This window comes from Streptomyces odontomachi, assembly GCF_024435355.1.
Taxonomy (GTDB): Bacteria; Actinomycetota; Actinomycetes; order Streptomycetales; family Streptomycetaceae; genus Streptomyces; species Streptomyces odontomachi.
The window spans coordinates 127,936-140,758 of the sequence record NZ_JAMJWG010000019.1; the positions used below are offsets into that span (position 1 = coordinate 127,936).

11 protein-coding genes are annotated in these 12,823 nt (G+C 72.5%); 3 read left to right on the plus strand and 8 right to left on the minus strand.

All coding sequences use genetic code 11. The features are described 5' to 3' along the window. Positions 1-106: 106 nt before the first annotated feature. Positions 107-1,294 (minus strand): elongation factor Tu, encoded by a 1,188-nt coding sequence (gene tuf / locus NQO67_RS32175; protein WP_255953880.1) that lies wholly within the window; start codon positions 1,292-1,294, stop codon positions 107-109. A gap of 411 nt (positions 1,295-1,705) precedes the next feature. Between tuf and NQO67_RS32180 the strand changes: the two genes are divergently transcribed. After that, complete coding sequence (locus tag NQO67_RS32180) at positions 1,706-2,449, plus strand: TVP38/TMEM64 family protein (RefSeq protein ID WP_374119214.1); 744 nt, start codon at positions 1,706-1,708, stop codon at positions 2,447-2,449. Positions 2,450-2,600: 151 nt separating this feature from the next. Here NQO67_RS32180 and NQO67_RS32185 read toward each other — a convergent pair whose 3' ends face one another. Continuing rightward, positions 2,601-3,131, minus strand: coding sequence for a hypothetical protein (locus NQO67_RS32185; RefSeq protein WP_255953882.1), 531 nt, complete (start codon positions 3,129-3,131; stop codon positions 2,601-2,603). 352 nt (positions 3,132-3,483) lie between these two features. Between NQO67_RS32185 and NQO67_RS32190 the strand changes: the two genes are divergently transcribed. Beyond that, positions 3,484-4,914 (plus strand): CoA transferase, encoded by a 1,431-nt coding sequence (locus NQO67_RS32190; protein ID WP_255953883.1) that lies wholly within the window; start codon positions 3,484-3,486, stop codon positions 4,912-4,914. 320 nt (positions 4,915-5,234) lie between these two features. Here the strand turns inward: NQO67_RS32190 and NQO67_RS32195 are convergent, their stop codons facing one another. The 6 genes from NQO67_RS32195 to NQO67_RS32220 all read right to left on the minus strand — a co-directional run bounded on the left by NQO67_RS32195 (position 5,235) and on the right by NQO67_RS32220 (position 12,005). Then, entirely contained in the window at positions 5,235-6,920 is a 1,686-nt protein-coding gene (locus tag NQO67_RS32195; RefSeq protein WP_255953884.1) for a glycosyl hydrolase family 79 C-terminal domain-containing protein, read from the minus strand. Positions 6,921-7,085: 165 nt separating this feature from the next. Then, a complete protein-coding gene (locus NQO67_RS32200; RefSeq protein ID WP_255953885.1) occupies positions 7,086-7,841 on the minus strand; it encodes a DUF624 domain-containing protein in 756 nt (251 codons plus the stop codon). Between the two features lie 6 nt (positions 7,842-7,847). Beyond that, the gene (locus NQO67_RS32205) at positions 7,848-8,714 is read right to left on the minus strand and encodes a carbohydrate ABC transporter permease (RefSeq protein ID WP_255953886.1); all 867 of its coding nucleotides are present in this window, start codon (positions 8,712-8,714) and stop codon (positions 7,848-7,850) included. Then, the gene (locus NQO67_RS32210) at positions 8,714-9,670 is read right to left on the minus strand and encodes a carbohydrate ABC transporter permease (RefSeq protein WP_255953887.1); all 957 of its coding nucleotides are present in this window, start codon (positions 9,668-9,670) and stop codon (positions 8,714-8,716) included. The genes NQO67_RS32205 and NQO67_RS32210 overlap by 1 nt, the downstream gene beginning before the upstream one ends. Continuing rightward, positions 9,667-10,953 (minus strand): ABC transporter substrate-binding protein, encoded by a 1,287-nt coding sequence (locus NQO67_RS32215; protein ID WP_305126554.1) that lies wholly within the window; start codon positions 10,951-10,953, stop codon positions 9,667-9,669. Before NQO67_RS32215 ends, NQO67_RS32210 begins: the two co-directional genes overlap by 4 nt. Before the next feature lie 44 nt (positions 10,954-10,997). Then, a complete protein-coding gene (locus NQO67_RS32220) occupies positions 10,998-12,005 on the minus strand; it encodes a DUF6807 domain-containing protein (protein WP_255953889.1) in 1,008 nt (335 codons plus the stop codon). A 564-nt stretch (positions 12,006-12,569) separates the two neighbouring features. Here NQO67_RS32220 and NQO67_RS32225 point away from each other — a divergent pair. Beyond that, the gene (locus NQO67_RS32225; RefSeq protein ID WP_374119212.1) at positions 12,570-12,749 is read left to right on the plus strand and encodes a hypothetical protein; all 180 of its coding nucleotides are present in this window, start codon (positions 12,570-12,572) and stop codon (positions 12,747-12,749) included. The last annotated feature ends 74 nt before the right edge of the window (positions 12,750-12,823 follow it).

Consider the following 12,823-nt stretch of genomic DNA (forward strand, 5'->3'; position numbering starts at 1 on the left):
ATTGTGCCCCGGCACGCCCGGTGCGTCCCGCACGGCGGGGTGGCGCCCGCTCCCGTACGGTCCGGGAGCGGGCGCCGATCGCAACCGCGCACGCGGCGTCCGGTCGTCAGCCGGCGGCCTCGGTGACCGTGCCCGCGCCGACCGTGCGCCCGCCCTCGCGGACGGCGAACCCGAGACCCGCCTCCAGCGGCACGTCGCGGCCCAGTTCCACGGTCAGGGTGACGGTGTCACCGGGCCGGGCCACACCGCGCTCGCCGAGGTCGACGTCGCCGACCACGTCCGCGGTCCTGATGTAGAACTGCGGCCGGTACCCGGTGGCGATCGGCGTGCTGCGCCCGCCCTCGCCCGCCGACAGCAGGTACACCTGCGCGGTGAACCGGCGTCGCGGGGTGACGCTGCCGGGTGCGGCCACGACGTGCCCGCGGCGCACCGCGTCACGGGCCACCCCGCGCAGCAGTAGCGCCACGTTGTCCCCGGCCTGCGCCTCGGGCATGGGCTTGCCGAACGTCTCGAGCCCGGTGACGACGCTCTGGAGGTCGGCACCGAGCACGTCGACGTGGTCGCCCACCCGCACGGTGCCGCGCTCCACGGCTCCGGTGACGACGGTGCCGCGGCCGGTGATGGTCAGCACGTTCTCGATCGGGAGCAGGAACGGCGCGTCCACGTACCGTTCCGGGACCGGTACGTAGGTGTCGACCGCGTCGAGCAACGCCTCGACGGCCGCGGTCCAGCGTGGTTCGCCGTGCAGCGCCCCGAGCCCGGACACCCGGACCACGGGGGCGGCGTCCCCGTCGTAGCCGTGCGCGGTCAGCAACTCGCGTACCTCCAGTTCGACGAGGTCGGTCAGCTCCTCGTCTCCGGCGTCCGCCTTGTTCAGCGCGACGACGATGTGGTCGACGCCCACCTGCCGGGCGAGCAGCACGTGTTCGGAGGTCTGGGGCATGATCCCGTCGAGCGCGGAGACGACGAGGATCGCCCCGTCGAGCTGCGCAGCGCCGGTCACCATGTTCTTCACGTAGTCGGCGTGGCCGGGCATGTCGACATGGGCGTAGTGGCGGGTGTCCGTCTCGTACTCGACGTGCGCGAGGTTGATGGTGATGCCGCGCACGGCCTCCTCCGGGGCACGGTCGATCCGGTCGAAGGGCACGTACCGCGTGCCGCCGCCGGTCGCGTTGCTGCGCTCGGCCAGGACCTTGGTGATGGCGGCGGTGAGCGTGGTCTTGCCGTGGTCGACGTGGCCCATGGTGCCGATGTTCAGGTGGGGCTTGGTGCGCACGTATGCCGTCTTGGGCATGGTTTTCCTCGCCAGAGGTGACGTGAGGGTCACCGGTTTCGACCGGTGACGGGGACCCCTTCGCCTGACCGACCCTCCCCCTGTGGGGTCCGCCGGAAGTGTCCGGGAAGGGTCAGCTTCGTGCGCCGTCGACGGCTGCCGGCAGATCGATCGCCAGGGCAGCCTTCCCGGCATCCGCTGCCGCGGATGCTGCGAGGAGGAAGGCGTGCCGGAACATGCTGCCGATCATGTCGGACGGCGGGCGGTGCGTCGAATGAATTTCGCGCCGGGTACGCCACCGACCAGGCGGTCTCATCGCCGCCCGCCCCGCCCAGGCGACGGCTCCGCGGGGCGGCGCAGCCCGGTGCGCCGTCCGGAGCGCCACCCACCGCCCGGAGAACGTATTAGAGTCCCCGCGTGCCCGATCCCACCATCGCCCCTGCTCCCTCGCGCCCGCATCGGGTCGTTCCGCCGCAGGCGCCGCTCCCGGCGCCCGCCCCGGGGGCCGTCGGACGCTGCGTCAGGGCTCTTGCCGCGCCCTGGTCACGGCTGGTCCTGCTGGGCGTGCTGCTCGCCGCCGGCGGTGGGTGCGCGCTCGCCTTCGACCCGCAGCGGTTGCTGGCGCACGGGTGGCCGCCACGGCTGGACGGTGCCGTCGCCTTGCTGGTGTTCGCGCTGGCATACGGGGTGTGCACGGCGGGGTTCGTGCCGCGGCCGCTGCTGAACCTCGCGGCGGGCGCGGTCCTGGGGTCGCTGTTCGGTCTGGGCGCCGCCGTCGCCGGGACGGTCGTGGGCGCCGGGATCGCCTTCGGGCTCGGGCGCCTGCTGGGGCGGGACGCGCTGCGGCCGCTGCTCAGGGCGCGCCTGCTGAAGGCGGCCGACGGCCAGTTGAGCCGGCATGGGTTCCGCTCGATGATGGCGCTGCGGCTGTTCCCCGGGGTGCCGTTCTGGGCGGCGAACTACGCCGCCGCCGTCTCCCGCATGCGCTGGGCGCCCTTCTTGTGGGCCACCGGTCTCGGCTCGGTTCCGAACACCGCCGCGTACGTCATCGCCGGCGCCCGTGCGACGGCCCCGCTGTCGCCGCCCTTCCTGGCCGCGCTGGCGTTCCTCGTGCTGACCGGGGTGGGCGGCGCGGCCGTGGCGTGGCGTGGACGGCACCGGTTGCGCGGGCGCTGACCGGCGCCTGCGCTGTCGGTGATCGCCGCCCGTGCACCGCCCGTACGCCCGACACACGCCCGCCCCTCCCCCGAGCGCGCGCGGCGCTCAACGGGTCGGGGCGGGCCTGCGTCACGTGCGACGCGGTGCGTGCTGCCGATCGGTCGACGGATCAGCCGAGCAGGCCGCCGACGACACCACCGACACCGCCGACGACGCCACCGACGACACCGCCCACACCGTCGACGACGCCACCGACGACGGAGCCGTCCTGGCTACCGTCGGAGGGGTCGGACGGGGTCGAGCTGGCCGGCGGGTCGGAGGCCGGCGGCTGGCTGGGCGCCGGCGAGGTCGACGTGCTGTCGTCCCCCGACGGAGTGCCGGGTGCGGGGGCAGAGGCGTGCGTCTCCACGGAGGAGCTGCTGTGGTGCCCCTGGGCCTGGGCCTGGGCCGAGCCGGCAGCGTGCTGGGACCCCGCCGACTGGACGGGCTCGGGGGCGCGTGCGGAGTCGGTCGCCACGTCGGAAGGCGTGTCCGTGTCCGCCGACTGCCCGTGGGAGGAGTCCGAGGGGCCGTCGCTGACGTCCAGGATGTCGTCATGGCCGTCGGAGGACGCCTGGGCGTGGACGGGGCTGTCCCCCGTCATGGAGTGGGCTCCGGCCGCTATGACGGTGGCCACACCCATCGCAGCAGCGGTCTTCATAACTGTCGACCGTGCTCGGCCAAGGGCACGCGGTCGCCGATGTTTGTTCATACTTCCTTCTGCCTTGTCCCTAGCCGATTTGATGGATAGCGGAGCGGATTCTACGCGCGCCTTGACGAACACCCAGGCGAATCTCGAGTGCAGAGTGTGACTGATGTGTGGAGGTTGCGCGCACACCTGCGGCGCCGTTTCTGCACGCACGTGCCCACCCTGCGGAACCATTCCTTCCGCCACATGTTTCACGCCGGTTGCTTCCAGCCACATACGTCCCGGCGCTGCCCTCCCCGACGCACGGCGCTCCTTCACGTGCCCACCCCCCTGTCCGCGCTTGCCGCTGCGGCAGACTGATCAGATGAACAGCGCACAGGACCCGGCGACCGCACAGGCGTGGGCCGCCCTCGAAGGCCCGGCCGGGCTCGCCGAGAACGTGTCGTACGAGGCGCACGGCTCGTACCCGGCGCAGGGCTCGCACGCGGTCCAGCAGGTGCATGCGCCGCAGGGCGAGACGGCGCGGCTGCTGCCGGCCCGGCTGCCGGTGCGCGCACTGGCGCGGGCGACGGTCGGGGTGTGCTCGCTGGCCGCAGCGGAGTTGACGGCGCTGCGGCGCGGCGCAGCGCTGCCGGCGGTGCGGGTGCGGGAGGAGGCGGTGGCGACGGCCTTCGTCAGCGAACGGCTCCTGCGGATCGACGGCCGCGTCCCGACCTCGTTCGCGCCGCTGTCCGGCTTCTGGCGGACGGCGGACGGCTGGGTGCGCACGCACGCCAACTACCCGCACCACCGGATGCGGTTGCTGACCGCGCTCGGCATCCCCGCCACCGGCGACGGACGGGCACCGACCGACGCACTGGCCCGGGAGCTGGCCTCGCGTACGGCCCGCCAGGTGCAGGAGGACGTGTACGCGGCCGGTGGTCTCGCCGTTGCGGTGGCGGACGGCCCGAGCCCGGAGCGGCATCCGCTGGTCGAAACGCGACGCATCGAGGGCACGCCGCACGCGCTGCCGCCGGCCGAGCTGCCCGCCGCCGGGGTGCGGGTGCTCGATCTGACCAGGGTGCTCGCCGGCCCGATCGCCACCCGCACCCTCGCGCTGCTGGGCGCGGACGTGCTGCGCATCGACACGCCCCGGCTGCCGGAGGACCCGGAGTCGCACGCCGACACGGGCATGGGCAAGCGTTCGACCCTGCTGGACCTGGCCGCCCCGACGGATCGGAAGGCCTTCGACGAGTTGCTGGCCGCGGCGGACGTCGTGGTCACCGGTTACCGGCCCGGAGCCCTCGACGCCCACGGCCTGGCGCCCGATGCCTTGCTGGAGCGCCGCCCCGGCCTGATCGTGGCCCAGTTGTGTGCCTGGGGTTGGTCGGGGCCGTGGGCGAAGCGGCGCGGGTTCGACAGCCTCGTCCAGGCCGCGACCGGGATCGCCGCCGTCGAAGCGTCGGCCGACGGGCACCCGGGCGTGCTGCCCGCGCAGGCACTGGACCACGGCACCGGCTACCTCCTGGCGGCCGCCGTCCTGCGGGCCCTGACAGGCCGGCACGTGCACGGCGGAGGCCGGCACCTGCGGCTGTCCCTCACGGGCACGGCCGGCTGGCTGCTGCACGACATCCGCCCCGCGCCGGCCGACGGCGGCGACGACGACCGGTACGACCCGGAACCCTGGCTCGTCGAGACCCCCTCCCGGTACGGAACGCTCCGGCACGCCCTTCCCCCGGTCCACTACGACGGCGCTCCGCGAACCTGGCGGCACCCGTCCACACTCTGGGGAACGGACCGGCCGGCCTGGGAGTGAGCCCGTCGCAGCTCGGCGCCGCAGCCGGCGACGACCCGGTGAGCGTGCCGGGGCCCACCGCCGCGGCCTCCGGCACACCCAACAGGCACCCGGTGAAGGCTTCCCGGCGGTCAGCGGGGGGCGCCGCAGGCGCCTGTGAAGGGGCGCGGGGAACTGCGCGCTCAGCTCCCACCAGCCGGGTGGTCCGGCTGCGACAGGAACAGCTCCACTGGGACGGTGGCGACCTGGCGGCTTCGTCGTGGCCGGTTGCGCGGTTCCCCGCGCCCCTTCTTTGTGCGCTTGCGGCGTTCCGCTGACCGCAGGTGAAGGCTTCCCGGCGGTCAGCGCCCGAACGTGACGATCTCGGCCGTGCCCGCCGCCACCCGTACGGTCGCGGTGCCGTGGTGCACCGGGACGGCCGTGGACCGCGGTGGTCCCGAAGGCCGGCCCGTCGGGGCCACCGTCGCGCCGCCGAGCGTGATGCGGGAGGCGTCCTGCGCGGCGAGACCGCCCGGCGCCGCGCTGCTGAGCCTGACCGTGCGGCCGTCGTGCAGCCGCTGCGACGGCAGTACGAGGCTGACGTCCTCGGCCGCCGCCTCGGGGTCGGCCGGGTCCTGGACGTTGATGAGCACCACCGTCAGCGATCCGTCCCGGGCCTCGACGGCGTACGCGCGCGTCGTGTCCAGGGCGTCGTCGGGCAGCGACACGTCGACGAACCGTCCCCGCGCCACCCGCGCCGCGGCCCACAGGCCGTAGTACAGGGGGCTGGCCGACAGCCGGTCGGCGTCCAGCTCGGCCTGGTCCGTGGCGCAGAACGCGCCGTAGTACCGGTACGAGATGGGGTACTCGGGCGAGGTGCGGGGCTTGAAGTCCCCGCAGAGTGCCGCGGTGTTGGTGTGGAACTCCAGCCGGGCCATGCCGCTCTGCGCGCTCTCCAGGGTGTGGTCGAGGGACCACAGCGCTGCCGCGTAGGCGTCGCTTACGCCCGGCTGGCCGCTGCACGAGGCACTGTTGGACTCGTTGACGGTCATCGGGACACGGCCGCCGAAGCGGGTGGCGAGTGCGGCGACGCCCTGGAGTTTGGTCTGGGTCCTGCGGTGGGTGTCGGCCGACATCAGCTGCGCGATGGTGGCGGTGGAGGAACCGCAGTGGCTCGCCGGGTACAGGTGCGAGGACAGCTCGGCCATGATCCGCTCGGGACGTACCGCGGGGTCGGCGGCGGCCGCTGCGGTGAACCCGTCGAGCACGGTGTTGCTGGGTGAGGTGTTGGCCGACGGGCCTGACACCTTGATCCCGGCGTGCGGCAGGGCGGCGTCGATGGCCGCCTGGTAGCCCTTGACGGTGTTCCACATCTCGGCGCCGCTGAGCGTGGTCACGTTGTCGAACTCGTTGCCGATCTCGACGGAGAGCAGGTCGTCGCCGAGGGTGTCGTGTGCGGCCTCCACCTCGGCGACGGCCTGGTCCAGGGTGACCGGCGGGGCGGGGTCCTTGGTGGGGTCCTTCAGCTTCGACGGGTCGATGACCGCCTTCAGCGGCACCCCGAGGGTGACCTTCCAGCCGGTGGCGTCCAGCAGGTCCTTCAGCGCGTCGAAGTCCGTCTGGTCCACGGTGCCGCCGATGGCCTGCTCGGGCGCCGGGGCGTTCCGCCACGCGCCGAACGTCGGCCACACCAGGTCCATGGAGTAGCCCCCGAGCCGCAGCACGCCGTGCCGGCCCAACGTCTTCAGACGCTCCGCCATCCGGGCCCGGGTCAGGAAGCCGTGGGCGAAGTCAGCGGACTCCACGGAGAAGCCCTGGAAGCCCGCGGGGAGCTCGGCAGCGGTCGGCCGGCCGGACACGTCCAGGGTCAGCGAACGGTCGGCCGGCGTGGCCGTGTCGTGCACCCGGGCGATGGCCGGCCCCGCGGGCAGCGCGGTGGCGGCCAGCACGGCGGCGGCCACCAGGGCGCCATGGCTGCCGCGGCGACGGCTTCCGGCGGCGGAGCGGGGTCTGCCGGGGCCGTCGGGCGGCGTGGTCGTCTGATGCATCAGGGCTGCCCTTCTCGTACGTGAATGCGGGTGCGTCCGGTGCGCGGCGGACACGCGACGATCGGCGGTCGAAGGCCGCGGCACCGAGCGGCGCCGCGGCCCTTCCGCGTGTGTGGTGCCGGTGGCCGGGCACGTTCCGGCGGTTCGGAACGGCTGCCCGCCGGCTCACTCCTGCGGTGCTGCCTCCCCGCCGGTCCCGGCCGGTCCCCCGGCCTTGCCGCCCGCCGGTGCCGCGGCCGGTGTGGCACGCAACTCCACCGCGGTGACCGCGAAGGCCAACGCCCCCGGGGTGAGCGGCAGTAGCAAGGGAAGCATCCAGGCCAGAGTGGCCGAAAGCAAGACAGCGGCCATGACGAGTGCGCAGCCGGGCAGATCGGCGGCGGAACGGGCCGCTGCCGCACGCACCGCACCCCACCACCCCTGCGCGGCACGCGGGTCCGTCGCAGCGCGCAGCCCCACCACCAGGGCGAGGACCGCCGCGGCCGCCACCACCAGGGACACCATGCGCGCCCCCGGCAACCCGGCGCGCGCCAGCAGCAGATCGAGCAGGATCAGGGCCCCGGCGCCCAGCACGAAAGCCCCCGCCGTGAGGGAGCGCAGCACTCCGTGGGCGCGCAGCTCGGCCACGTACCGCCCGAGGGTGGCGGGCTGCTCGGCGCGGATCGACTCCCGCAGCACGGCGCAGGCCGCCGCGAAGGCGGCCGGTGCGGTGATGACGGGCAGACAGGCGACGGCGGTGATCAGGCCGACGGCAAGCATGTCGGCGAAGAGCACGAAACGCGTCCCGAACAGCTCCCCGGGTTCACGGCGCCTGCGGTCGGCGAACCGCACGCCCGGGCCCGGAGTGCCCCCGGCCGCCTCGTGCGACGCGGGCCGACCGCTTCCGTACGGCGTGCCACGGCCGGTCTCGTGAGACGTCATATCCGCTCACCCCTTGAGTCCGGAGGTCGCCATGCCCTCCACGAGGTAGCGCTGGAAGGCGAAGAAGAACAGCACGATGGGCAGCAGCGAGAGCACCGACATCGCGAACATCGGCCCGTACGCGGAGGTGCTGGACTGGTCGACGAAGCTGCGCAGCGCCAGCGTGAGCGTGAACTTCTCCGGGTCGAAGAGATAGATCAACTGGGTGAAGAAGTCGTTCCAGCTCCAGATGAAGGTGAAGATCGCGGTGGTGATGAGGGCCGGCCGGGTCAGCGGGAGCACCACCGACCAGAAGACCCGGAACGGGCCGCAGCCGTCGATGCGCGCCGACTCCTCCAGCTCGCGCGGCAGCCCGCGCATGAACTGCACGATCAGGAAGACGAAGAAGGCGTCGGTGGCCAGGAACTTCGGCAGCACCAGCGGCCAGTAGGTGTTCACCAGGCCCATCTTGTTGAAGATGATGTACTGCGGGATCAGCACGGCGTGGTGCGGCAGCATCATCGTGGCCACCATGAAGCCGAACATCACCCCGCGCATCCGGAACCGCAGCCGGGCGAAGGCGTAGGCGGCCAGCGAGCAGGACAGCACGTTGCCGAGCACGCAGCCCAAGGAGATCAGCAGCGAGTTGCCGAGCAGCCGGGGCACGCTGACGCCGCTGACACCGTCGAGGGCGGTGGTGTAGTTGGACCACTGAAGGTGGCTGGGCAGCAGCTTGAGGCTGGTGAGCACCTCGTCGGCCGGTTTCAGTGAGGTGGCCAGCAGCCACGCCAGCGGGTACAGCAGCACGAGCAGGACGGCCACGGCCGCCACGTGCACGGCGACCCGGCGGGCGCCCCGCGCCCGGCGCCCCGCGGTCGGCTGGACGGATGTCATCAGGCCTCCTCGCCTTGGTAGAAGACCCAGGAACGCGAGGTCTTGAAGAGGACGACGGTCACCGCACCGATGCCGAGCAGCAGCACCCAGGCCATCGCGGAGGCGTAGCCCATGTGGGAGTCGGAGAAGCCCCGTTCGTAGAGGTAGAGCGTGTAGAAGTTGGTCGAGTCGGCCGGACCGCCCTTGCCGCCGCTGATGGCGTACGCGGGCGTGAAGACCTGGAAGGACTGGATGGTCTCCAGGACCAGGTTGAAGAAGAGCACCGGGGACAGCATCGGCACCGTCACGGAGACGAACTGCCGCCACCGGCTCGCGCCGTCCAGGGCCGCCGCCTCGTACAGGTCGGTCGGGATCTGCTGGAGCCCGGCCAGGAAGATCACCATGGGGGCGCCGAACTGCCAGACGGTGAGCAGCGCCACCACGAACACGGCGAGGTCCGGATCGCCGACCCAGCCGCCGGTGTGGATGCCGACGGACTCGAGTACGCCGTCCACGGTGCCCCCGTCGTTGTACAGGGCCCGCCACACCAGCGCGATCGACATGCTGGCGCCCAGCAGCGACGGGGCGTAGAACGCGGAGCGGTAGAAGCCGCGGGCGCGCCGCATGCCCTTCAGCAGCAGGGCGACGCCGAGTGCGAGCACCAGCTTCAGCGGCACGGCGACCACGACGAACAGCAGGGTCGTGCCCACCGACCGCCAGTAGCGCGGGTCCTCGGTGAACATCTCAACGTAGTTGCGCAGGCCCACCCACCGGGGCGCGTTGAAGAGGTCGTAGTCGGTGAACGACAGGTACAGGGACACGGCCATCGGCAGCAGGGTCAGCAGGCCGACGCCGAGCATCCAGGGTGTCAGGAAGACGTACGCGGGGCCCTGTCGCTCCCGCCGTGGGCGCCGGGTGGCCTGGGCCTGCGCTGCGGTGCGGGGGTCCGGTGGGGCGGTGCGGGTCGCCGATGTCATCGCAGCTCCCTTTCTGCCTCGGCCACGAACTCCGCCGCGGCCTGGGCCGGGCTCTTCCGCTCGAAGATGACCAGCTGGTAGGTGCGGCTGAAGGACTGCTGGAGGACGACGTCCCCGCGCGGCGGTGCGGCGGGCGGCGGTTCGGTCCCGTAGCCGGCGATCTTGCGGCCGTAGTCGTAGACCTCCTCCTCCGGGCCCTCGAGGGTCTTGCCGACCGACTGGGCGATCCTCTGGTTGGCCGGGGTGGAGCGCGAGACGCCCAGGATCTTGCCGGCGTCCGGGTCGTTGAGGATGAAGTCGATCAGCTCGGCGGCCTCCTTGGGGTGGGCGCTGTGCGCGCCGACGCCGATCAGCATGCTCGGCTTGAAGTACTGGCCGGGCCGTCCGCCGGTGGTGGGCACCGGAGCGAAGTGGATCTGGTCGCCGAGCATCGGCGGGTAGGCGAGGAAGGGCGCGTCCCAGTTGAAGTCGGTGGCGGCCAGGCTCCGGCCCAGCGGGCTGTCCTGCGCGACGCTGCCGATCTGGGCGGTGTCCTTGGCCTGCGAGGCGATGCCGTCGCGGCGCTGCCGGTCGGTCCAGGTCCAGAACCGGGTCAGGTCACCGGTGGTGAACCCGAGGGTGTGCTGGGATGCGTAGAGCTTCTTGCCCCGGCTGCGCAGCCACTCCTCGAAGACGTCCTCGGTGCCCCCGACGTCGCCGAGTCCGGTGTACGCCCGCCCGTCGGGGCCCTTCAGGTGCAGGGCGCTGATCCGGCGGCCGGCCTCGACGAGGTCGTCCCAGGTCCAGCCCGGTTTCGGGGTGGGCACCCCGGCCTTGCGGAAGACGGCGGCGTCGTAGGCGAAGCCGGTGGTGCCCACGCTCATCGGCAGGGCGACCTGATGGCCGCCGTAGGAGCCGGTACGGGTGAGGTGGGGGTCGAAGTCTGCGGTGCGTATCGTGCCGTTCTTCAGGTACGGCGCCAGGTCGAGCAGCGTGCCGCTGTCCGCGTACTGCGATATCTGGCGGTAGTCGAGCTGCGCCACGTCCGGCAGGTCCCCGCTCGCCGCCTGGGTGGCCAGCTTGGGCACGTACGCGTCGTACGTGGCGAACGAGGTGCTCACGGTGATGCCGGGGTGGCGCTTCTCGAAGAGGTCGACGACGTCGTTGGTGCGCTGGGCGCGGTCGTCGTTGCCCCACCAGGTGAAGCGGAGCGTCACCTTGCCCCCGGACGCGCCGTCGGCGGTGCTGCCCGAGCAGCCGGAGAGCAGCAGCCCGCACACCGTGGCAGCCGCGCCGACCAGCATCCCCGTACGGCGGGCGCGCCGGCGCACCGGACGTGCGCCGCGGGTCACCACGGATGCTCCTTGAGGTAGCCGGCGATCTGGTCCCGGTCCCAGGCCCGGTCCGCGACGACGATGCGGTAGCGGCGGACGAGGGTGTCACCGGGGGCGAGTTCCAGCTCGTCGTAGAAGGCGAGGGAGGGAGCGACGGCGGCGAACGGGTCGTTGCGTACGAACCAGTGCGCGGGGTGCTCGTCGCCGTCGCCCAGGTGGGCGTTCTCGGGAGCGTGCTCGAACACCAGCGTGGCGTGCCCGTCGACGCCGTCGTGCTCGGCGCCGTACGCCAGCCAGGGCGCCTGCCGGCCCATCAGCCCCGGGCCCTCGGCCTCGGGGGACAGCACCCGGCCGTCCCTGAAGCCGCGTGGTCCGCGCCAGAACAACCCCGTGTAACCCGCCATCGGTCGGCCGTGCGTGGTCGGGCTGCCGAACGTGAGCGGCTCGCTCCTGCGGTTGGTGACGGCGGTGCTCCACACCAGCGCCCAGGTCCCGGCCTGCGGGTCCACGTCCCGCACCTCGATGCGCCGGTCCTCCTCGGCCCACAGCTCGCCGTCGTAGGGGTGCCAGGTGAGCCGCTCGGCCATGACGAGACCGCCGTCGCGCGCCGCCAGCTCGTCGAAGGCGACGTGGGCCATGGACCCGACCTGCTCGGGCAGCGGGAGGTAGCCCTCGCCGTGCACGTAGCTGTTGCCGCCCCACAGGTTCTGCCCCGAGAGGTGGGACGCCGTCATCTGGAGGCCCTTGTGCCAGCGGTGGTCGTTGGGCCGGTAGTCGGTGACCACGGCGCCGGCCAGGGTCCTGATCGGGTGCAGGTACGGCTTCGGCGACTCGAAGGCCGCTTCCGGGCGGTACACGTAACGGAACAGCTCGACGCCGGTGGTGGTCTCGGTGACGGTGACGCTCTCGCCGTGCGTGTGGACGACGCGCAGTCCTGACGCTGCGGTGGGCGAGGGGTCCTGCGCCGTGGCGGCTGCTGGGCGGGGGCCGTCTCCGGTGGTCCGGGTGCCCTGTCCGGTCATGCGGTCGCCTCCTGGGGGTTGGGTGGCGGTGCGGGTGGCTGGCTTGCACGGAACGGGCCCCGACGTCTCATCGACTCGGTCAAGACGCCACGGGCGGTTTGAATCGATTCATAGCAAGCGCTTGTGCCTCACTCAGCGGCAACCTAGGCGGTGGGTTTGAGCCGGTCAACAACCGTGCGCCAGCCATCTGGAACCCACCGGACCGCCGCACCCGGTGTCCACCCGACGCCGGACCCGACGCCCCCGGCGCTCCCCACGGCGCAACCGGTCACACCGCCGCCCACCCTGCATGGGCGCGCTCCCACCGCAACCTGTTCGAAGAATTTCGCATCGCACCCCCTTCATTACAAGAAGGTTTCCCGTGGCGACTCGACCAGGCCGAACTCTCGCGTCTCTCCACCCCGCACCCACGACAAACCTGAATGCGGCCAACATCACACCCGCGACCAGAAGGACTCTTTCACGCCCGTTTCGCCTGGTCAGAACCGCTTGGGCGGCTACCGATGGCAATGGATTACTGACAGAGCGGAGCGACCGGCGACAGTCACCCCCTAAGCTTGAAGCATGTCCCCTACCCCTGAGACACGCCGTCCCATGCGTTCGTCTGCCGAAGTCAACGAGCAGATCCGTGCGCTGTGGCTGCGTGCCGGTGGCCACCTCTCATCGGAGCAGCGACGGCAGTACGAAACGCTGGTGACCGAATGGGCCGAGGCGATGCGACGCGAGATCGTCGAGGCTGCCTGACCGTCGGGATCGGACACCGACAACGAGGGCCCCGGCCGCACATGGCGACCGGGGCCCAGTCATGGCCGCCGCAA

Coding starts and splice junctions, on each gene's coding strand:
- NQO67_RS32205 (WP_255953886.1), bottom strand. CDS start 8,714: ATGACATCCGTCCAGCCGACCGCGGGGCGCCGGGCGCGGGGCGCCCGC.
- NQO67_RS32210 (WP_255953887.1), bottom strand. CDS start 9,670: ATGACATCGGCGACCCGCACCGCCCCACCGGACCCCCGCACCGCAGCG.
- NQO67_RS32200 (WP_255953885.1), bottom strand. CDS start 7,841: ATGACGTCTCACGAGACCGGCCGTGGCACGCCGTACGGAAGCGGTCGG.
- NQO67_RS32220 (WP_255953889.1), bottom strand. CDS start 12,005: ATGACCGGACAGGGCACCCGGACCACCGGAGACGGCCCCCGCCCAGCA.
- NQO67_RS32190 (WP_255953883.1), top strand. CDS start 3,484: ATGAACAGCGCACAGGACCCGGCGACCGCACAGGCGTGGGCCGCCCTC.
- NQO67_RS32195 (WP_255953884.1), bottom strand. CDS start 6,920: ATGCATCAGACGACCACGCCGCCCGACGGCCCCGGCAGACCCCGCTCC.
- NQO67_RS32215 (WP_305126554.1), bottom strand. CDS start 10,953: ATGCTGGTCGGCGCGGCTGCCACGGTGTGCGGGCTGCTGCTCTCCGGC.
- NQO67_RS32185 (WP_255953882.1), bottom strand. CDS start 3,131: ATGAAGACCGCTGCTGCGATGGGTGTGGCCACCGTCATAGCGGCCGGA.
- NQO67_RS32225 (WP_374119212.1), top strand. CDS start 12,570: ATGTCCCCTACCCCTGAGACACGCCGTCCCATGCGTTCGTCTGCCGAA.
- tuf (WP_255953880.1), bottom strand. CDS start 1,294: ATGCCCAAGACGGCATACGTGCGCACCAAGCCCCACCTGAACATCGGC.